The sequence below is a fragment of the Actinomycetota bacterium genome (assembly GCA_009923495.1).
Taxonomy (GTDB): Bacteria; Actinomycetota; Actinomycetes; order S36-B12; family UBA5976; genus UBA5976.
Genome location: RFTJ01000002.1, coordinates 16,063 through 35,320, shown reverse-complemented (window position 1 = coordinate 35,320; position 19,258 = coordinate 16,063). Strand labels below are relative to the sequence as shown.

At 50.4% G+C, this 19,258-nt stretch carries 21 protein-coding genes; 6 read left to right on the top strand and 15 right to left on the bottom strand.

The features are described from left to right. Positions 1-14: 14 nt before the first annotated feature. Genes EBS36_01300 through EBS36_01265 form a run of 8 tightly spaced genes read right to left on the bottom strand, consistent with a single transcriptional unit; the run spans position 15 to position 6,379 of the window. Positions 15-335 (bottom strand): metal-sulfur cluster assembly factor, encoded by a 321-nt coding sequence (locus EBS36_01300; GenBank protein ID NBU31796.1) that lies wholly within the window; start codon positions 333-335, stop codon positions 15-17. Continuing rightward, positions 332-793, bottom strand: coding sequence for an SUF system NifU family Fe-S cluster assembly protein (locus tag EBS36_01295; GenBank protein ID NBU31795.1), 462 nt, complete (start codon positions 791-793; stop codon positions 332-334). The genes EBS36_01300 and EBS36_01295 overlap by 4 nt, the downstream gene beginning before the upstream one ends. After that, the gene (gene sufS / locus EBS36_01290) at positions 793-2,079 is read right to left on the bottom strand and encodes a SufS family cysteine desulfurase (GenBank protein ID NBU31794.1); all 1,287 of its coding nucleotides are present in this window, start codon (positions 2,077-2,079) and stop codon (positions 793-795) included. Before sufS ends, EBS36_01295 begins: the two co-directional genes overlap by 1 nt. A 2-nt stretch (positions 2,080-2,081) precedes the next feature. Next, positions 2,082-2,834 carry a Fe-S cluster assembly ATPase SufC gene (gene sufC, locus EBS36_01285; GenBank protein ID NBU31793.1) on the bottom strand — a complete coding sequence of 251 codons (753 nt, stop codon included), beginning with the start codon at positions 2,832-2,834 and terminating at the stop codon, positions 2,082-2,084. A gap of 2 nt (positions 2,835-2,836) precedes the next feature. Further along, positions 2,837-3,169 (bottom strand): non-heme iron oxygenase ferredoxin subunit, encoded by a 333-nt coding sequence (locus EBS36_01280; GenBank protein ID NBU31792.1) that lies wholly within the window; start codon positions 3,167-3,169, stop codon positions 2,837-2,839. Further along, a complete protein-coding gene (gene sufD, locus EBS36_01275; protein ID NBU31791.1) occupies positions 3,169-4,308 on the bottom strand; it encodes a Fe-S cluster assembly protein SufD in 1,140 nt (379 codons plus the stop codon). The genes EBS36_01280 and sufD overlap by 1 nt, the downstream gene beginning before the upstream one ends. Next, positions 4,305-5,714: a Fe-S cluster assembly protein SufB gene (gene sufB / locus EBS36_01270; GenBank protein ID NBU31790.1), complete on the bottom strand. Its 1,410-nt coding sequence runs from the start codon at positions 5,712-5,714 to the stop codon at positions 4,305-4,307. Before sufB ends, sufD begins: the two co-directional genes overlap by 4 nt. Then, positions 5,711-6,379, bottom strand: coding sequence for a winged helix-turn-helix transcriptional regulator (locus tag EBS36_01265; GenBank protein NBU31789.1), 669 nt, complete (start codon positions 6,377-6,379; stop codon positions 5,711-5,713). The genes sufB and EBS36_01265 overlap by 4 nt, the downstream gene beginning before the upstream one ends. Positions 6,380-6,467: 88 nt before the next feature. Here EBS36_01265 and EBS36_01260 point away from each other — a divergent pair, with 88 nt between their 5' ends. Continuing rightward, positions 6,468-7,400 carry a heme A synthase gene (locus EBS36_01260; GenBank protein ID NBU31788.1) on the top strand — a complete coding sequence of 311 codons (933 nt, stop codon included), beginning with the start codon at positions 6,468-6,470 and terminating at the stop codon, positions 7,398-7,400. Here EBS36_01260 and EBS36_01255 read toward each other — a convergent pair. After that, positions 7,381-8,325, bottom strand: a complete 945-nt coding sequence (locus EBS36_01255; GenBank protein NBU31787.1) for a protoheme IX farnesyltransferase — start codon at positions 8,323-8,325, stop codon at positions 7,381-7,383. The two genes, EBS36_01260 and EBS36_01255, sit on opposite strands and share 20 nt — an antisense overlap. Before the next feature lie 119 nt (positions 8,326-8,444). On the opposite strand from EBS36_01255, the gene EBS36_01250 reads away from it, so the two are divergent. The 5 genes from EBS36_01250 to pgl are packed head-to-tail and all read left to right on the top strand — an operon-like array spanning position 8,445 to position 14,915. Continuing rightward, positions 8,445-10,505 (top strand): transketolase, encoded by a 2,061-nt coding sequence (locus EBS36_01250; GenBank protein NBU31786.1) that lies wholly within the window; start codon positions 8,445-8,447, stop codon positions 10,503-10,505. A 3-nt stretch (positions 10,506-10,508) separates the two neighbouring features. Further along, on the top strand, positions 10,509-11,621 hold the full coding sequence (gene tal, locus EBS36_01245) for a transaldolase (GenBank protein NBU31785.1): 1,113 nt from the start codon (positions 10,509-10,511) through the stop codon (positions 11,619-11,621). After that, positions 11,618-13,135, top strand: coding sequence for a glucose-6-phosphate dehydrogenase (locus EBS36_01240; protein ID NBU31784.1), 1,518 nt, complete (start codon positions 11,618-11,620; stop codon positions 13,133-13,135). Before tal ends, EBS36_01240 begins: the two co-directional genes overlap by 4 nt. Next, positions 13,132-14,181: a hypothetical protein gene (locus EBS36_01235; GenBank protein NBU31783.1), complete on the top strand. Its 1,050-nt coding sequence runs from the start codon at positions 13,132-13,134 to the stop codon at positions 14,179-14,181. The genes EBS36_01240 and EBS36_01235 overlap by 4 nt, the downstream gene beginning before the upstream one ends. 2 nt (positions 14,182-14,183) lie before the next feature. Further along, positions 14,184-14,915: a 6-phosphogluconolactonase gene (pgl, locus tag EBS36_01230; protein NBU31782.1), complete on the top strand. Its 732-nt coding sequence runs from the start codon at positions 14,184-14,186 to the stop codon at positions 14,913-14,915. A 44-nt stretch (positions 14,916-14,959) separates the two neighbouring features. Here the strand turns inward: pgl and EBS36_01225 are convergent, their stop codons facing one another. The 6 genes from EBS36_01225 to gap form a co-directional block, all read right to left on the bottom strand. Continuing rightward, the gene (locus tag EBS36_01225) at positions 14,960-15,325 is read right to left on the bottom strand and encodes a toxin-antitoxin system HicB family antitoxin (GenBank protein NBU31781.1); all 366 of its coding nucleotides are present in this window, start codon (positions 15,323-15,325) and stop codon (positions 14,960-14,962) included. A gap of 199 nt (positions 15,326-15,524) precedes the next feature. Continuing rightward, positions 15,525-15,857, bottom strand: a complete 333-nt coding sequence (locus EBS36_01220; protein ID NBU31780.1) for an RNA polymerase-binding protein RbpA — start codon at positions 15,855-15,857, stop codon at positions 15,525-15,527. Between the two features lie 38 nt (positions 15,858-15,895). After that, complete coding sequence (gene secG, locus EBS36_01215) at positions 15,896-16,123, bottom strand: preprotein translocase subunit SecG (protein ID NBU31779.1); 228 nt, start codon at positions 16,121-16,123, stop codon at positions 15,896-15,898. A gap of 80 nt (positions 16,124-16,203) precedes the next feature. Further along, positions 16,204-16,980: a triose-phosphate isomerase gene (locus EBS36_01210; GenBank protein ID NBU31778.1), complete on the bottom strand. Its 777-nt coding sequence runs from the start codon at positions 16,978-16,980 to the stop codon at positions 16,204-16,206. Then, on the bottom strand, positions 16,981-18,171 hold the full coding sequence (locus EBS36_01205; GenBank protein NBU31777.1) for a phosphoglycerate kinase: 1,191 nt from the start codon (positions 18,169-18,171) through the stop codon (positions 16,981-16,983). Positions 18,172-18,182: 11 nt separating this feature from the next. After that, positions 18,183-19,187 carry a type I glyceraldehyde-3-phosphate dehydrogenase gene (gene gap, locus EBS36_01200; protein NBU31776.1) on the bottom strand — a complete coding sequence of 335 codons (1,005 nt, stop codon included), beginning with the start codon at positions 19,185-19,187 and terminating at the stop codon, positions 18,183-18,185. Positions 19,188-19,258: the final 71 nt, after the last annotated feature.

Sequence of the window (19,258 nt, the reverse complement as noted above, 5' to 3'; positions counted from 1 at the left end):
AGAGGTTCAGCATTTTAGATATTGAACCCTAAGGCACGAAGCATTTCTCGGCCGTCATCTGTTATCTTGTCTGGACCCCAAGGAGGCATCCAAACCCAGTTCAATTTGAAATCGGAAAGATGACCATCGAGTGCTGCGCGAGTTTGATCCTCGATAACATCGGTTAATGGACAGGCTGCTGAGGTGAGCGTCATGTTGATAGTCGCAACATTTGCAGAGTCAACCTCGACGTCATAAACCAATCCAAGGTCAACAACATTGATGCCCAACTCAGGATCGACTACATCACGCATCAACTCCAGTACATCCTCGGAGTTCATTGGTTCCATCGTCATTTTTCCCCCACTGTTGCCTGGTTTTGACCTAAAGCTTGAATGGCGGCGTCTTTCCATGCCATCCACGCAAGTAGCGCACATTTAACCCTAGCGGGATATTGGGCAACTCCCACCAAGGCAATCCCGTCGCCCAAAATCTCTTCATTTGGCTCCTCCATCCGCTGCAACATAGCCACCAGATGTCCGACAGCGAGTTCACCAGTTGGCAGAGTTTGACCATTGAGCTGATCAAACAAAATCGAGGCAGAGGCCTGACTGATTGAACACCCTTGATTTTGATAACTGACTAGGAGTTTTTGCCCATCCGCGGGATCTCGGGTTATTTGGAGCGTAATCTCATCCCCACAGGTTGGATTCACATGGTGGACTTGGGCGGTGAAATTATCGGCTAGCCCCTTGCCATGGGGATGTTTGTAATGATCCAGAATAATTTCCTGATACATCTGTTCTAACTGCATCAATTACTCCCGAAAAATTCCTGAGCTTGCCTAATTCCGTCTGCAAGTGCATGGATGTCTGCTAAATCGTTGTAAACATAAAAAGTTGCTCGCGTGGTTGCCGGGACCTCGTAACGGCGACACACTGGCCAAGCACAGTGATGGCCAACTCTTACTGCGATTCCAAGGCTGTCTAGCACTTGGCCTACATCATGCGGATGGATTCCTTCGACAACAAATGAAACCGCTGACCCTCGATCAGTGAAATCAGTAGGTCCGAGAATCCGCACCCCGTCGATGTCGCCTAAAGTAGCGAGTGCAACCTTTGTTAATTCGTGCTCGTGGGAAGCAACTTTATCCATCCCGATAGCTTGCAGATAATCGACCGCTGCCGAGAGTGCTACAGCTTGGGCAGCCATTGGAACGCCAGCCTCAAAGCGCTGTGGAGGTGGCGCAAATGTAGAGGCCTCCATTGTTACTGTCTCGATCATTGACCCACCAGAAATAAAAGGTGGAAGGCTAGCTAACAACTCAGATCGTCCCCACAAACAGCCAATACCCATGGGCCCGAGCATCTTGTGTCCACTCCATGTAATGAAATCAACATCGAGTTCGGAAACTGCAACTGGCATATGCGGAATGCTTTGGCAGGCGTCCAATACGACTATGGCATCGACTGCCCGGGCAGCGGCAGTTATTTTGGCAACGTCGTTGATTGACCCCAACAAATTAGATTGATGAGTAAAACTGACAACTTTGGTGCGGGGCGTGATAACCGTAGTTAAGTCAGAGTAGTTCAACCGACCATCATCTGTTAGACCAATCCATTTCAGTACTGCACCAGTTTTTGCACATAACTCTTGCCATGGCACCAGGTTGGAGTGATGTTCCATTTCAGTGACAACAACTTCGTCGCCTTCGACTAAAACGAACCGCTCAGCACCTGCCGGAAGCGTCTCTCCCCTGAGTTGCTTCAAAGTTGCATTCACAAAACTGTAGGCGATTAGGTTGATTGCCTCAGTAGCGTTCTTAGTGAAGATTAGATCGTTTGCTTGTGCGCCGATAAATGCGGCAATGTTCTGCCTAGCTTTTTCAAAGGCTATAGTTGCTTCCTCTGCTAGCTGATGAGCTCCTCGGTGAACTGCAGCATTGTGTGTTTCATAGAAATTGCGCTCGGCATCTAGTACTGAAGTAGGTTTCTGGGAAGTTGCTCCACTGTCTAGATAAATAAGTTTTTTGCCATCACGAACTGTCCGCGCCAAGATTGGAAAATCTTTGCGGATAGCTGCGACATCAAGCACCGACATATTTAAGCAGTGACGTACTGCGCGTAACCGTTCTCTTCGATCTCGGCAGCCAACTCTGGTCCACCTTCACGAACGATTCGACCATCGTAGAACACATGAACGAAATCAGGCTTAACATAACTAAGAATCCGAGTGAAGTGGGTGATCAGCAACACGCCTGTGTCGCCGGATTCGATAACTCGATTTATGCCGGTAGACACCACTCGAAGGGCGTCGACATCTAGACCCGAATCCGTTTCATCCAAAATTGCGATTTTCGGTTGCAGAAGCTCAAGCTGCAAAATCTCGGCTCGCTTACGCTCACCACCTGAGAATCCCTCGTTAACGCTTCGTTCTGCAAATACTTCATCGATTTGCAGATCGGCCATTGCCCCTTTTACTTCCTTAATCCAGTTGCGCAGATTAGGAGCTTCGCCGCGAATTGCGGTTGCAGCCGTGCGCAAGAAGTTAGACATAGATACGCCTGGAACTTCAACTGGATACTGCATCGCTAGGAACATGCCGGCGCGCGCCCGTTCGTCCACGCTCATCTCCAAGACATCTTCGCCGTCTAGAGTTACGGTGCCGCCAACGATGTCATACTTTGGATGTCCAGCTATGGCATAAGCAAGTGTGGACTTGCCAGAACCATTAGGGCCCATCAGCGCATGAGTTTCACCAGCTCGCACTGTTAGATCTACGCCGCGCAGGATGTCCTTAGGTCCATCATCAGTGCTGACTTGCACCTGAAGATTTTTGATTTCTAGTACGGACATGGCTATCTCCTAGTTTCGTTGAGGGTAATTTGAACTTCTGGGTCATCACCTTCGGCAAGTGTGACAGTGTGCACCTGCACTGGGGTTGTTGCAGGCGGGCCTAGTGGCGCGCCGGTCTTTAGATCGAAAATTGCTCCGTGCATCCAGCACTCAATGGTGCAATTAATGACATCGCCTTCACTAAGTGAAACTTCAGCGTGCGTGCAGATGTCGTCAATGGCATGAAGTTCCCCATCAACCTGCACAACACAAACATCTAGATCATCCACGGTTACTCTGTGTGGCTTTCCATCAGCAAAGTCGGATAGCCTACCTACAATTGAACTGTGTGACATTAGGCACCACCTGCCAACTTGGTTTCCAAACGTTCACGCACAGTGTCATTGATTTCCGGAACTGCAATCTGATTCAACAGGTCTTCAAAGAACCCGCGCAGTACTAAGCGACGAGCTTCGTCGGCAGGAATACCGCGAGATTCTAGATAGAACAATTGCTCGTCATCAAAGCGACCAGTAGTGCTTGCATGCCCTGCGCCAGCAATCTCACCAGTTTCAATTTCCAGATTTGGTACTGAGTCTGCCCGGCCGCCATCGCTTAGTACCAAATTGCGATTGATTTCATAGGTGTCAGTTCCAATTGCATTCGAGCGAATTAAAACATCGCCCACCCAAACAGTGTGGGCATCTTTGCCGTTCAGCGCACCTTTGTACATCACATTGCTTCGACAATTTTCCACACTGTGATCAACGAAAAGCCGTTGTTCAGCATGTTGTCCTGGTCCGGCAAAATACAGGCCAATCAGGTCCACAGAACCACCGGGCGCTGTGTAATGAACACTCGGCAGAATTCGAACAAGATCACCGCCGAGCGTCACCACCACATGTTTGACTGAACTGTCTCGACCTACTGAGATGCGATGCTGACCAGCATGTACCGCATCGTCAGCCCAGTCCTGCAGTGATACAACGGTTAAGTTTGCTCCGTCAGCCACGTTGATATCTAAGTTGATTACATTTGTGCCAGAACCAACATGATTGATGATTACTACCGCTTTTGAGAATGCGGCAGCGTTGATGTCGAGCTGCCCGTATTGATAACTACCATTGCCAGTAATGGTGATTATCTGAGCATCTACTTCGACATTTTTTGCGATGTCGAGGCGGGCAACACTAGCAACTTTGTTCCAGGCGGCCGCCGAAACACGATCAGTAAACCCTCGGCGTTCATCCGATTTAACTGCAGTCGGCGAGAAGGTAACCCCATCAGACACATCAGCTACAACACAAATAGTTGTGCCTTCTGGCGTGACTAACTCGTGCAGACCAGCCAAGCGTTTAAGTGGAGTGAAGCGCCACTCTTCTTCCCGTCCTGTTGGAACCGGAAAATCAGTGACCTCTAGCGAAACAATGGCTGGTGAATGGTCCGTAGCGGGGACCAGCGAAACTTCGTGTTCAGTTACAGCAGTCACGATTATCCGACCGCGCCTTCCATTTGAAGCTCGATCAACCGGTTTAGTTCGAGGGCATATTCCATTGGAAGTTCGCGTGCAATCGGCTCAACGAAGCCTCGAACAATCATGGCCATTGCTTCGTCCTCATTCATGCCGCGTGACATCAAATAGAACAATTGGTCTTCGGAAACTTTGGATACAGAAGCTTCGTGACCTAGCGATACATCATCTTCACGAACATCTACGTATGGGTAGGTGTCTGAACGTGAGATGTCGTCAACGAGTAGCGCGTCACACTTAACCGTGCTCTTTGAACCATGGCAACCTTCAAGAACCTGAATCAAGCCACGGTATGAAGTGCGACCACCGCCACGAGCAACAGACTTACTGATAATTGACGAAGAGGTAAACGGTGCTGCGTGCACCATCTTGGCCCCCGCATCTTGATGCTGACCTTCACCAGCAAAAGCGATAGAGAGCGTCTCACCTTTTGCATGCGGGCCTTGTAACCAAATGGCTGGGTACTTCATGGTGACCTTTGAACCAATGTTGCCGTCAACCCATTCCATGGTTGCACCTTCGTGAGCTACTGCCCGCTTGGTTACCAAGTTGTAAACATTGTTAGACCAGTTTTGAATTGTGGTGTAACGACAACGCGCACCCTTTTTCACGATAATCTCAACAACTGCGGAATGTAATGAATCACTGCTGTAAATCGGTGCGGTGCAGCCTTCTACGTAGTGCACATACGCGTCTTCATCAACAATGATCAGCGTGCGCTCAAACTGTCCCATGTTTTCGGTGTTGATTCGGAAATAGGCCTGAAGTGGAATCTCGACATGAACACCCTTCGGCACATAAATAAATGAGCCGCCTGACCACACGGCGGTATTCAATGCAGCAAACTTATTGTCACCAACCGGAATTACCGTGCCAAAATACTCGCGGAACAATTCCTCGTGCTCACGCAAGCCGGTATCAGTGTCGACGAAGATGACTCCTTGTTCTTCTAAGTCTTCGCGGATCTTGTGATAAACAACTTCACTTTCATACTGAGCTGCAACACCTGCAACCAGACGCTGCTTCTCGGCTTCTGGGATGCCCAAACGGTCATAAGTGTTTTTGATATCGTCTGGTAAATCTTCCCAACTTGAAGCCTGCTTCTCTGTAGAGCGCACAAAATATTTAATATTGTCGAAATCAATACCAGTTAGGTCACTTCCCCAGTTTGGCATTGGCTTTTTGCCAAAGAGGTTAAGACCGCGAAGGCGTAAATCTAGCATCCAATCTGGCTCGCTTTTGAGACCTGAGATGTTTCGAACGACTTCCTCGTTGATGCCACGCTTTGCATTGGAACCAGCGACATCGGCATCGTGCCAGCCGAACTCATAATTGCCTAGCGCATCTAATTGTTCTTGTTGGGTCGTCATGCGGTTTCCCTTCGGGTATTTGGCACCATGGTGGTACAAATCGGATTTCCTTTTGCAATCGTGGCAAGTCTGGTCACATGTACACCGAGTAACTCGGAGAACATGGCCCGCTCGGCCTCGCAAATCTGTGGGTACTGTTCGGCTACATCACCTATTGGGCAGTTGTGCTGGCAAATTTGTGCCGCATTCCCAGCGCCCTTAGTGATGTCGGAGGCGTAGCCATCTGAGTTCAACGCTTCAACCAAGGCGTGCACCCGATCGGTCATCGAATTTTGTGCAGTTATTTCTGGATGATTTGCTGCAAATGTGGCAGCTAGCTGCTCGGCGAATTCGATTACTGCTGCTTCGCCGCCTTTTTGTTCTAAGAATTTCACGGCTGCAAGTGCGATACTCTCCTCGCGCTTACCAAAAGTAGCTCGACCTTTTGCAGTTAGCGAAAATACTCGAGCCGGACGACCGCGACCGCGACTTGAATTCAATGCGCCTGGCCCGTACGGAGCTCGCTCGCTGAATTCAACTAGACCCTGCTCGGTCAAGGTATCCAGATGCTTCCGGATTGCTGCACTTGTCAGGTTCAATAATTCAGCCAAAGCAACCGGAGTCATAGCTCCGTGTTGCAGGAGCGCCTGGGCTACATTGCCGGCACCTGAATTAGTTATTTTCACAACTCCATTGTTGCGTATTTCCCGAATTACCGCCAATTAAGGGCATTAGCCTGATTTGACCGAGCAAGTTAGTCAGTAGGCTTGCTCTGTGCCTCTTGTTTTAACCGCCTGGCAGCGTGGAATTTTGCGTGCCAATTTGATTGCCCAGACTGCAATTGTGGTTACCGGGGCGCTTGTCCGGGTGACCTCCTCGGGGCTTGGCTGCCCAACCTGGCCCGAATGTGTCCCAGGTTCGATTACCCCTACGAGCGCGCAAACCGAGTCTTGGCACAAGTACGTTGAGTTTGGCAATCGATTACTAACTGGCGTGCTGATGCTGATCGCACTGGCGGCGCTTGTCACGGTTTTACTTATCAATCGTCAGCGCAGGGCAGGTGGGTTACCGACCCGACCTTATTTAACCAAATTAGCCTTCGGGGTGGTTGCTGGGATTTTGTTCCAAGCCGTACTTGGTGGCATCACAGTTCTAACTGGTTTGCACCCGTTGACTGTTGCTGCTCACTTTTTGGTCTCGACTGGCCTGATCTGCGTTTCCTACTTCCTCCTACTTCGAGCCAGTGAAGCAAATGAAGCAGTAAGTAATGCAACCGCCAAGCCCGTTAAGTATTTGATCCAAGCAATCACTGCGCTAGTACTTGTGATCATTGTCCTGGGCACATTAGTCACCGGCACTGGGCCGCACGCTGGCGATAATGCAGATGTTCCGCGCTTAGGCCTTGACCCAGTTACCGTCTCTCATGTTCATGCAACTGCTGTGCAGCTCTTCTTTGGGCTTCTGATTGGTTTAATTGTGGCGGTACTGGCTAACAACTCGAATCGGATTTTCTTGAGGCGCTCACTGATTTTGCTAGCTGTTGGTTTAGCTCAGGGCGCTATTGGTTACATCCAATACTTCACCGGCTTACCTTGGGTGCTAGTGGCATTGCATGTCTTGGGCGCTTGCGTATTATGGCTTAGCACTTTGCACCTGTTAGCTCTAACAGTTTCGCCAAAGTTACCAGCTAAGGCAGAAGTTGCTTGATAAATGGATCTAATCCGATCATCAAGAACAACAGCGAGAGATATGTTATGGACCAGTGAAATAGTCGCATTGGTTTAAGGTCAGCTACACCATTTTTGACTCTTGTGCGAAGCGCATATCCCTCGGCCAAAAAGAAGCCACCCAATGTCATTGCTACCAGGTCATAAACGATTGACATGTCGGCGGCCAAGTTTAGAGTCCAAGAAACAGCAACCATCACCCAGGAGTAAGCGATGATCTGGTTTGCAACTTTTTCATCGCTGGCAACCACTGGCAGCATCGGAATATCTGCTCGCGCGTAGTCTTCGCGATAGCGCAGTGATAGCGGCCAATAGTGTGGCGGAGTCCAAAAGAAAATGATGAGAAAAAGAACCAAGGGCACTACGGTCAATTTGTTCTGAACAGCTGCCCAACCGATTAGCACCGGCATACAACCTGCTGCCCCACCCCACACGATGTTTTGTGCAGTCCGGCGCTTCAGCACCATCGTGTAGCCAACAACATAAAAGGTAATCGCCCCTAAGCCGAGCCAAGCTGATAAAGAATTAACTTTAAGCCAAAGTACCCCAAAGGAGGCAATAGACAGCAGTGCACCAAACGTCAAAATCTTGGCTCCTGAAATCTCGCCCGTAGCCGATGGACGATTCTCGGTGCGATGCATAAGCGCATCTATGTCCCGATCCCAATAACAGTTGAGTACATTCGAGCCGGCAGCAGCTAAAGCACCACCGAATACTGTCCAGCAGACAAGTGCCAGAGGCGGAAAGCCGTCGGCGGCAAGAAACATCGTGGGAATAGTTGTTACTAAAAGCAGTTCAATGATTCGGGGTTTCGTAAGTGCAACATAGGCACCAATTCGGCCTAGCCGACTAGATTTTGCCGATGCGCGAACTTCGGAAGAACTGTTTGTGGAAGCCGCTGACACTCCTTCAGTCTACCTTCGCTCTGAGTGGCAGTCCCCTTTACCTTCACCGCTGACCAAGACCGGCAAACTTTGGCAATGTCACCGTAATTCTGCGCGACCTATTGACTACGCTAAAGGGTGTGACCGAATTCTCGTGGCAACCAATTGATGACCAAGCGGTAGTTACCGCCCGATGTCTGGCAATGGACAGTGTGCAAAAGGTTGGCAACGGCCACCCAGGCACGGCCATGAGCTTAGCCCCAGTTGCCTACCTGCTCTTTCAAAAGTTTCTCCGCCACGATCCAACTGATCCACACTGGCTTGGCCGTGATCGATTCGTGCTCTCAAATGGCCACAGCAGTCTGACGCTTTACATTCAGCTTTTCCTTTCTGGGTATGGACTTGACTTGGATGATCTGAAGTCATTTCGTACCTGGAATAGCCAAACTCCCGGTCATCCGGAATTTGGACACACTGCAGGAGTTGAACTAACAACTGGTCCGCTTGGCACTGGCTTAGCCAGCGCCGTTGGGATGGCCATGGAAGCCCGATACCTACGCGGCCTGCTTGATGATTCGGCACCGACTGGAACCAGCATCTTTGATCATCGCATTTGGGTAATTGCAGGTGATGGTTGTTTGCAAGAAGGTATTACCTCTGAGGCTTCTTCACTTGCTGGCCATCAAGAACTTGGCAATCTAGTAGTGATTTACGATGACAATCACATTTCAATCGAAGGTGACACGGCGGTGTCATTTAGCGAGGATGTGTTAGCGCGCTACACCGCTTACGGCTGGAATGTGGACCATGTAGACATGGCAAGCGATGGCAGCGTAGACATTAAAAGCCTCGATGCAGCCTTAACCCGAGCAACAGCAGTAACTGACCGTCCGACCATTGTTCGAGTGCGAAACATAATTGGTTGGCCAGCTCCCAATTTGCAGAACACTGGAAAAGTACATGGCTCAGCGTTGGGTGAGGCTGAAGTTGCCGCAACTAAGTCACTGCTTGGTGTAGATCCAGCAGAAAGTTTTGTGGTACCGGCCGAAGTTCTAGCGCACACTCGAAGCGTTGCAGACCGCGGTCAGGTATTGCGCCTTGCTTGGGAAGAACGATTTGTGCACTGGCAAGCGGATAACCCAGATAAAGCTGCTTTACTTGAACGCCTTAAAGCACGAATCTTGCCTGCCAACTGGCACGAAGATTTGCCTAAGTTCGCTTCTGGTACCGAGATTGCTACTCGTAAGGCTTCTAGCGAGGTCATTCAGGCTATAGCTGCTGCCCTTCCAGAATTCTGGGGTGGCTCCGCCGATTTGGGCGAGAGCAATCTAACAGTTATCGAGGGTGGAAAGTCTTTCTTGCCCGCATCTAGCGATATGCCTGATGCCAGCACGCATGGGCGAATTCTGCATTTTGGTATTCGCGAATTTGCAATGGGTGCAATCTTGAACGGAATTGCCACTAGTGGGCTAACTCGCCCATTTGGTGGGACATTCTTGGTCTTTAGCGACTTCATGCGTGGCGCTGTCCGCCTAGCCGCCTTGATGGATTTGCCCGTGACTTATGTGTGGACTCACGACTCAATTGGCGTCGGTGAAGATGGTCCAACCCATCAGCCGATTGAACACCTTTGGGCACTTCGCGCGATTCCAAACCTTGCGGTTATTCGCCCAGCTGATGCCAACGAAACGACAAGCGTTTGGCAGGCGGTAATCGAGAACAACAAGCCGGCCGCCTTAGCGCTTTCGCGTCAGAACCTGCCGGTTTTAGAAAGCGCGCACACAACAAATGTCGAACTAGTTAAGCGTGGAGCCTACATAATCGTTGATGGCTCGTCTGCACCACAGGTTGTGTTAATTGCAACGGGTTCCGAAGTTAGCATCGCAATTGCAGCACGCGAACTGCTTGAAGCCGATGGCATTAGTACACGTGTTGTGTCAGCACCATGTTTGGAGTGGTTTGACGAACAGAGCGCTGAATATCGCGAATCTGTTTTGCCAAGTTATGTCTCGGCACGAGTGGCTATCGAAGCCGGTATCGCACAGGGCTGGTGGAAATATGTTGGCCATAGTGGCGAGGTAATCAGTATTGAACATTTTGGCGCCTCCGCTTCGGCAGGCAAGCTTTACAGTGAATTTGGACTAACCGCTGAAGCAATCGTTGCAACGGCAACCGCACTAGTAACTAATGAATCGAAGTAAGAAATGCAAAATGAACGACTGGCCGCGCTGTATGAAGCGGGAGTATCTATTTGGATTGATGATCTAGATCGCCACCGGATTGAGTCTGGCAACCTGCAACAACTAATCGATACAAAGAGTGTTGTCGGCGTTACAACCAACCCGAGCATATTTGAAAAGGCCATGACTTCTGGTTTGGCCGAATATCAGCCACAACTGGCAGAACTTGCAATCTCCGGGGCATCAGCCGAGGAAGCAGTACGAGCCTTGACAGTGCATGATGTGAGCGCAGCCTGCGATATCTTTCTACCGGTCTGGGAAAAGTCTGGCCATGTTGACGGTCGTGTTTCTCTTGAAGTTGATCCGAGATTGGCTAATGACACCGCTGGCACCATTGCGCAAGCACAAGAACTCTGGCTGGCAGTAAACAGACCAAATCTCATGATCAAGATTCCCGCAACCAGAGCAGGTTTGCCAGCAATCACAGAGACTCTAGCTGCGGGAATCAGCGTTAATGTAACTCTGATCTTCTCCCAAGCTCGTTACCTCCAAGTGCTAGATGCTTGGCTAGCTGGCCTAGAGAAAGCCGAAGCTAATCGCCACGACCTTAGCTTGATCGAATCTGTTGCTTCATTTTTTGTTAGTCGAGTAGATACTCTTGTCGACAAAGAACTTGATGCACTTGGTACACCCCAGGCTGCAGCTGTCCGCGGAAAAGCAGCGATTGCTAACGCCCACCTGGCTTGGCAGGCATTCCTAGAGGTAACCGCTGGGCAACGCTGGAAGGATTTACAAAGTAAAGGTGCCCACGTGCAGCGACCACTCTGGGCCTCAACCGGCGTAAAAGACCCAACTTACGAAGACACTCGTTATGTTGTTGAACTTGTTGCATCTAACACCGTGAACACCATGCCCGAAGCCACATTGAATGCCGTGGCAGATCATGGCGTTGTGCGTGGTGACACTGTAACCGGCACAAGCGCTACTGCTCGTCAAGTTTGGGCTGATTTAGCTGAACTTGGAGTCTCAGCCGACGCAGTATTCACAGAACTTGAAACTGACGGAGTAAGTAAGTTCATTGCTGCTTGGGAGCAGCTACTTGCAAGTATCGAAACTGCGCTGCAGGGTGCCAAGTGAACAACCCATTACGTGATGTAAACGACCGAAGGCTCCCCCGAGTTGCTGGCCCTTGTTCGCTAATCATTTTCGGTGTTACTGGCGACCTTGCTCGTAAAAAAGTGATGCCTGCAATCTACGATCTTGCAAATCGTGGGCTGCTGCCACCAGGGTTTGCCCTGGTGGGTTTTGCCAGACGCGATTGGGAAACCCAGGACTTCGCGCAAATCGTGCATGACTCAGTTCGTGATCATGCCCGCACTGAGTTTCGTGAGGAGGTTTGGCAGCAACTGGCATCAGGCATTCGTTTTGTTGCTGGGGATCTTCACAGTGATGAATCATTCGACGAGTTACGCAGAGTTGTTGACGAATTAGACGCCACTCGTGGCACCCAAGGTAATCATGCTTTCTATCTTTCGATTCCGCCGGGTCTTTTTCCAGATGTGATTAATCAACTTCGCCGCTCAGGACTGGCAAATGCAGCCAAAGATGCCTGGCGGCGAGTTGTGATTGAGAAACCGTTTGGTCACGACACTCAGAGTGCTCGCGAACTAAATAAAGTTGTTGGCACAGTTTTCGACAGTGGCTCGGTCTTCCGCATTGACCACTACCTTGGCAAAGAAACTGTGCAGAATATGTTGGCGATTCGCTTTGCCAATGCCATGTACGAACCTATTTGGAATTCAAACTATGTAGACCACGTGCAGATCACAATGGCCGAAGACATTGGCATCGGTGGTCGAGCTGGCTACTACGATGGGATTGGCGCAGCTCGTGACGTAATCCAAAATCATTTACTTCAACTTCTAGCGCTTACTGCGATGGAAGAACCGAATTCTTTCCTCGCCGATTCGGTACGAATCGAGAAGGAAAAAGTGCTCAGCGCTCTGGTGCTCCCTCGTGACATCGAAAAACATAGTGCGCGCGGGCAGTACGCTGCCGGCTGGCAAGGTGGAGTTGAAGTTAAAGGCTACCTTGAAGAAGATGGCATTGACCCCAACTCGATCACTGAAACTTATGCTGCAATTCGCGTAGATATCGATAACCGTCGCTGGGCTGGCGTCCCGTTCTACTTGCGTGCTGGCAAGCGATTGGGCCGGCGTGTGACTGAAGTAGCAGTAACTTTCAAACGTGCTCCGCATTTGCCGTTTAGCTCAACTGCAACACAGGAACTTAGTAACAATGTGATTGTGTTCCGGATTCAGCCAGATGAGGGCATGACAGTGCGATTCGGATCTAAAGTTCCGGGTACCGCCCTTGAAGTTCGTGACGTCAACATGGATTTTGCCTACGGCGACACGTTCACCGAGGCAAGCCCAGAGGCGTACGAGCGTTTGATTCTGGATGTACTTTTAGGTGACCCACCGCTGTTCCCGCGTCATTCAGAAGTTGAGCTTCAATGGAAAATTCTTGATCCAATTTTGGAACGCTGGGCAAAGCGTGGCCAACCCGAGCAGTATCACAGCGGTGGTTGGGGCCCACAAAGCGCTTACGAAATGATGGCCCGCGATGGTCGGATGTGGCGCCGACCATGATCAATTTAGAGAACACTCAAGCAAATGCTGTTGCGGCGGCTATCAACGAAGAGCGACGCCGTATGGGTAGCCCTACAGTTGGTATGGTTCTCACACTGCTGATACTGACTGACGAAATGCACCAAGCCGAAGCTCTGTCAGCGGCAAGTATCGCAGCGCGTGAGCATCCGATGCGTGTGATTGCTTTGATTGAACGCCCTGGTCGAGACACGGCTCATCTTGATGCCCAGATTCAAGTTGGTGGCGATGAAGGTCCTGGCGAACTTATAGCCTGCCGCCTACATGGAGAGCTTGCTAAACATGCAGGGTCAGTGGCTATTCCGCTATTGCTTCCTGACACACCTGTTGTTGCCTGGTGGCCGGGTGAAGCACCAGATAACCCATCATCCGATCCCATTGGCATGCACGCTCAGCGCCGCATTACCGACACCAACAACACAGCGAGCTACATTCAAGAGCTTGGCATTCGGTTATCCAACTACAAACCAGGTGACACCGACATTGCCTGGACCCGCACAACCCCTTGGCGATCAATGCTGGCCGCTGCGTTAGATCAGCCTGTTGGTCGCGTTCAAGAAGTGGTTGTGCATTCCGAAGCACGGTTAGCGAGTTCCTTGTTACTTGCCGGTTGGTTACGCAAGCGCCTGCATGTGCCGACAAAAATTGTGCACGACAAAGGGCCGGGTATTACAAAAGTTGTTCTAAAAACCACACAGGGCGAGGTTTCACTGTCTCGTCCCGATGGTCGCGTGGCTCAACTCTCTATTCCTAACGCGCCGGAGTCACCTGTTGCACTGCCTCGACGCAACATGGCCGAACTTTTGGCTGAGGAACTTCGCCGACTAGATCCTGACGAGATTTACTTGCAGGCCTTGCGTGGTGTTGATGCTGTGTTGCATCCAACGCCAAAGAGTGAAGCGAAGAAAGCAAAAGCACCAATCAAATCGAAGACGAGTGCTAAGTCTGCTAGCAGTAAGACAAAGACCGATTCGGCTAAAGCTAAACCTGCTACATCATCAGCAAAACCGAAGAAGAAATCAAAGTAGTCATGGGCGACATCCAAGTCACTTCCCTGCCAACGCCTGACGAAGTTGTCGATGCAGTTGTTGCTGACCTGGTTGAATTGATCTCCGCGAAGTCGACAGCGGGCGCGGATGTGCACATCGCACTCACCGGTGGCACAGTTGGCGTGGCTATCAACGCCGCCTTACTATCAAACCCAGTAGTTCAAAAAACTCGCACACTTCACCTTTGGTTCAGCGACGAGCGCTATGTTCCGCGCGGGCACGAAGATCGTAACGATTTGAATTTGGAGCCACTGCTTGAAAGTTTCCTGGGCAAAGTTCATCATGTTGCTGGTCCGGAAACCAGTGAAAATGTTCAGGCTTCAGCAGCGGCTTACGCGCAGGAACTTCATCTTGCTACCACCACGCGATTTTGTGCCGACAATACGTTGATGGATGTCTCAATCATCGGACTTGGTCCAGATGGACATGTCGCCTCAATTTTCCCGCATTCAGATACGCTGTATTCAACGGAAGCAGTTGTCGGAGTTACAGATAGTCCTAAACCACCGCCAGTTCGAGTGTCTTGGACTTACCCAACTATCAATGCATCACGCCAAGTTTGGATTGTGGCCTGTGGCGAAGCTAAGTCCCAGGCCGTTGCCAACATTCTGGTCGATGAACCGATTACGGAGCAGATGATTGCTCAAACTCCAGCTTGTGGTGTGCATGGCAAATTTGAAACTCGCCTCATAACTGACTTCGCCGCTAATTAATCAACTTCGGTCGTTCGAGAATAATTGGCAGGACCCAATTCGCCTTACCCTGCGGTTGCTTGTCCAAGTTGTTTGACGATGTATGTGTTGATGGATTCCTGACGCTCTGCGGCGTCAAAGGCAACCTTTTTGTGCAGATCTGGACCGAGTCGCAAATTGAATTTGCCTGAGAATGTTCGTTCATCCCATGGCTTGGGTATCTCCTCACCTCCAGAAATCAGGTCTCGCAATACTTCTTCCACTACCGAGGTGAGGCCATTGAGCGCAGATTCCCGTGAATCAGAACACCAGGACAAAGATGGGAATTCAATGACTGTTGCAATGTATTCACTGTCTTGAGCCGACCAAGAGATTCGATATGTGTAATGATCTGCCTGAACTGCTACGGCTTGTTTTTTCTTAGTCGCTATTTGTCTGATCCAATCTTATGAATTAAAGGCATTTCAGAGTAGTACTGCTTATAGAACCATATGAAAGTCACTCATCCACAGGCTTTGGAGTTGCCTACTGGGAGTTCACCCTGTCGGTTGGATGTAATCCGTCTGGCAAATCCCCCACCGCAAACAAAAAAGTGGCCCCAAGTTTCCCCAGAGCCACTTCAAAAGTTTGTTAGTTGCCGCGCAAGCGAGCCATTGCCTCTACTAGAACTTCAAGGCCGTCTTCTTCATTACGACGCTCTTCAACATAGGCCAAGTGAGTTTTGTAAGGCTCGGTCTTGATTTCCTGCGGTGGGTTTTCACGATCTAGGCCAGCTGGTAGACCACACTTTGGGCAGTCCCATTCGATTGGGAATTCTGCATCGTGAGCGAAACTTGGCGAAGTCTCGTGACCTTGGGCGCAGAAGTAGGAAATCAGAATCCGAGGAGCGGCATCACCACGCTCAGCTTCACCCATAGGTCCAGCGCCTACTCGACTTCCACGAATTGCACTACCACTTGGCATAAGGCACTATCCCTTTCGAATTAAAAGTTAATCAAGAATTACTTGAGCAAAAGACCAAGAGTTACGATAGCCGCCACCCAAATGACAGCAAGTGCAATCGTGATGCGGTCCAGATTTCGCTCGGCAACCGATGAGCCACCAAGAGAACTGCTTACGCCGCCGCCGAAAAGATCGGATAAACCGCCACCTTTACCTTTGTGCAAAAGAATTAGCACAATCAGTAAAAAGCTGGTGATGGCCAAAACAACCTGTAATGCCGCGATCATTCGTATCTCCTGAACTGCCCAGTTTCGGGCAACTTCTTCATTTTACCCGACTTTATGACAAAGTCGGGCCAACTCTCGGACTATCCGTGCAATCGGTAGCGACAAACAGCCACAAACTCATCAGGATCAAGGGATGCGCCGCCGACAAGACCACCATCAACATCTGGCTGAGCCATGATTGAGGCCACATTGTCCGACTTCATTGAACCGCCGTACAGCACACGAACTGCATCAGCAGTTGTCTGATCGTAAAGCTCGGCAACGCGGGCACGGATAGCACTACACACTTCTTGAGCATCTTCAGGAGTTGCAACCTCGCCCGTGCCAATCGCCCAGACGGGTTCGTAGGCAATAACCAAACCTGCTACCTGCTCGCTTGTTAAACCAGCGAGTGCGCCATCAACCTGAGCCAATGTGTACGAAACCTGATCGCCAGCCTTGCGGATGTCTAGACCTTCGCCAACACAAACAATCGGGGTCACTTCGTTACGAAGTGCCGCAACTGTTTTTGCGTTTACGATTTCATCTGATTCACCGTGGTACTGGCGACGCTCCGAGTGCCCAACAATTACGAATGAACAGCCAAGCTTTGCCAACATCACACCACTGATCTCGCCTGTGTACGCACCCTTGTCATGCTGTGACAAATCCTGAGCGCCGTACTTGATTGAATACTTGTCGGCGTCAATCAAGGTCTGCACGGATCGCAGATCAGTGAACGGGGCACATACAGCTACATCAAGGTTTGCGTAGTCTTCGTCATTAAGCATGTATGCAAGTTTTTGCACAAGTGCAATGGCTTCTAGATGATTAACATTCATCTTCCAGTTGCCGGCCATCAATGGCGTGCGTGACATTTAGTTCTCCTCTAGTACAGCGATACCCGGCAGGTTCTTACCTTCTAGGAATTCCAAGCTTGCGCCACCGCCAGTTGAAATGTGACTGAATCCAGCTTCGTCAATACCAAGTAAGCGCACAGCAGCAGCACTATCGCCGCCGCCGACAACTGTCATGCCATCAACTTTGGTGATTGCCTCTGCGATTGCGCGAGTACCAGCAGCGAATGCTGGCATTTCGAATACGCCAAGTGGACCATTCCAAACAACGGTTTTTGCTTCAGCAAGTTTGCTAGCAAAAAGTTCGCGGGTAGCCGGACCGATGTCCAGGCCTTCCCACTCATCTGGGATGGAGTCAGAAGCAACAATCTGGGTGTTGGCATCAGGTGCGAAATCGTCAGCGATAACGAAATCAACAGGCAGAACGAGTTCAACACCAGTTGCTGCAGCCGTCTGGATTAAACCTTTAACCGTTTCAACCTGATCAACTTCAAGAAGCGATTTACCGACTGAGTAGCCCTGAGCCACCAAGAATGTGTAGGCCATACCGCCACCAACAATTAGACGATCGACAGACTTCAACAGGTTCTTGATAACGCCAAGTTTGTCGCTAACCTTTGAGCCGCCCAGCACAACTGCATATGGACGCTCTGGATCAGTGAGAACCTTGGTGAATACCTTTGTCTCAGCCTCAACCAAGTAACCAGCAGCATGTGGTAATGCGCGCGCAAGATCGGTAACCGATGCCTGTTCGCGGTGCACAACACCAAAACCGTCGCTGACGTAAAGGTCGCCAAGCTGTGCCCATTCAGCAGCTAGGGCAGCACGCTCTTCGGCAACTTTGCTGGTTTCGCGTGCATCAAAACGCACATTCTCCAGCATTGCTACCTGACCAAAGTCAATACCGGCAACAGTTGCAGCAGCTTCTGGGCCACTGGTAACAGGCGAAAGTGCCACAGGTGCGCCCAGCAACTCCCCTAGACGGGTTGCTGCTGGGGCAAGTGAATACTTCGCATCTGGTTCACCCTTTGGTCGGCCAAGGTGAGCTAGAACCACAACCTTGGCACCCTTATCCAGGAGCGCTTTGATTGTTGGAATACTCGCCCTGATACGACCATCGTCGGTGATTATGCTGCCATCAAGTGGCACGTTTAGGTCACTACGGACTAAAACGGTCTTGCCAGCAACGTCTAATTCATCGATTCCGCGGATTGCCATAGTGATTACAGCGAAGCAGCGATGTAGTTGGTTAGGTCAACGAGACGGTTTGAGTAACCCCATTCGTTGTCGTACCAGCCAACAACCTTGATGGTGTTACCCAACACGTTGGTTAGCGATGCATCGAAAATACAAGATGAGGGATCGGTCACGATGTCTGAAGACACAATCGGATCTTCGGTGTATGACAAGTAGCCTTTCAATGGACCTTCAGCTGCAGCCTTAACTACAGCGTTAACTTCTTCCTTGGTTACTGAGCGACCAAGAACTGCGGTTAGGTCAGTTGCTGAACCTGTTGGGACTGGAACGCGCATCGCGTAACCATCAAGCTTGCCCTTCAACTCTGGCATTACTAGGCCGATAGCCTTCGCTGCGCCAGTTGTGGTTGGAATCATGTTGGTCGCTGCCGCGCGAGCACGACGGAGATCCTTGTGCGGGAAGTCAAGGATGACCTGGTCGTTGGTGTAAGCGTGGATGGTTGTCATAAGACCGTGATCGATACCGAATGCATCATGGATTGCCTTGGCCATTGGTGCAAGGCAGTTTGTGGTGCAAGATGCATTTGAAATCACGTGATGGTTTGCTGGGTCGTACTTGTCCTGGTTAACACCCATAACGATGGTTACATCTTCGTTGCTAGCTGGAGCTGAGATGATGACCTTCTTAGCGCCACCGGTGATGTGCGCTGCCGCCTTTGTGGCGTCGGTGAAGTGACCGGTTGACTCAATGACTATGTCAACGCCAAGCTTGCCCCAAGGCAAAGCGGCTGGATCGCGCTCGGAAAGGGCTGCGATTGACTTGCCGCCAACGATTAGCGCATCGTCGGTGAACGATACATCTGCTGGATAACGGCCAAGAATTGAGTCGTACTTCAGAAGGTGAGCCAGAGTGGCATTGTCAGTTAGGTCATTGATACCTACAACTTCAATGTCGGCACCTGAGGCTTGGATTGCCCGGAAAAAGTTACGGCCAATTCGACCAAAACCATTGATACCTACACGCACGGTCATGCGATTCTCCTACGAAAATAAGTCTGCTGATACAGATTTTCTGATTTCGCGGAGCCTTTGCACCGCGAGCC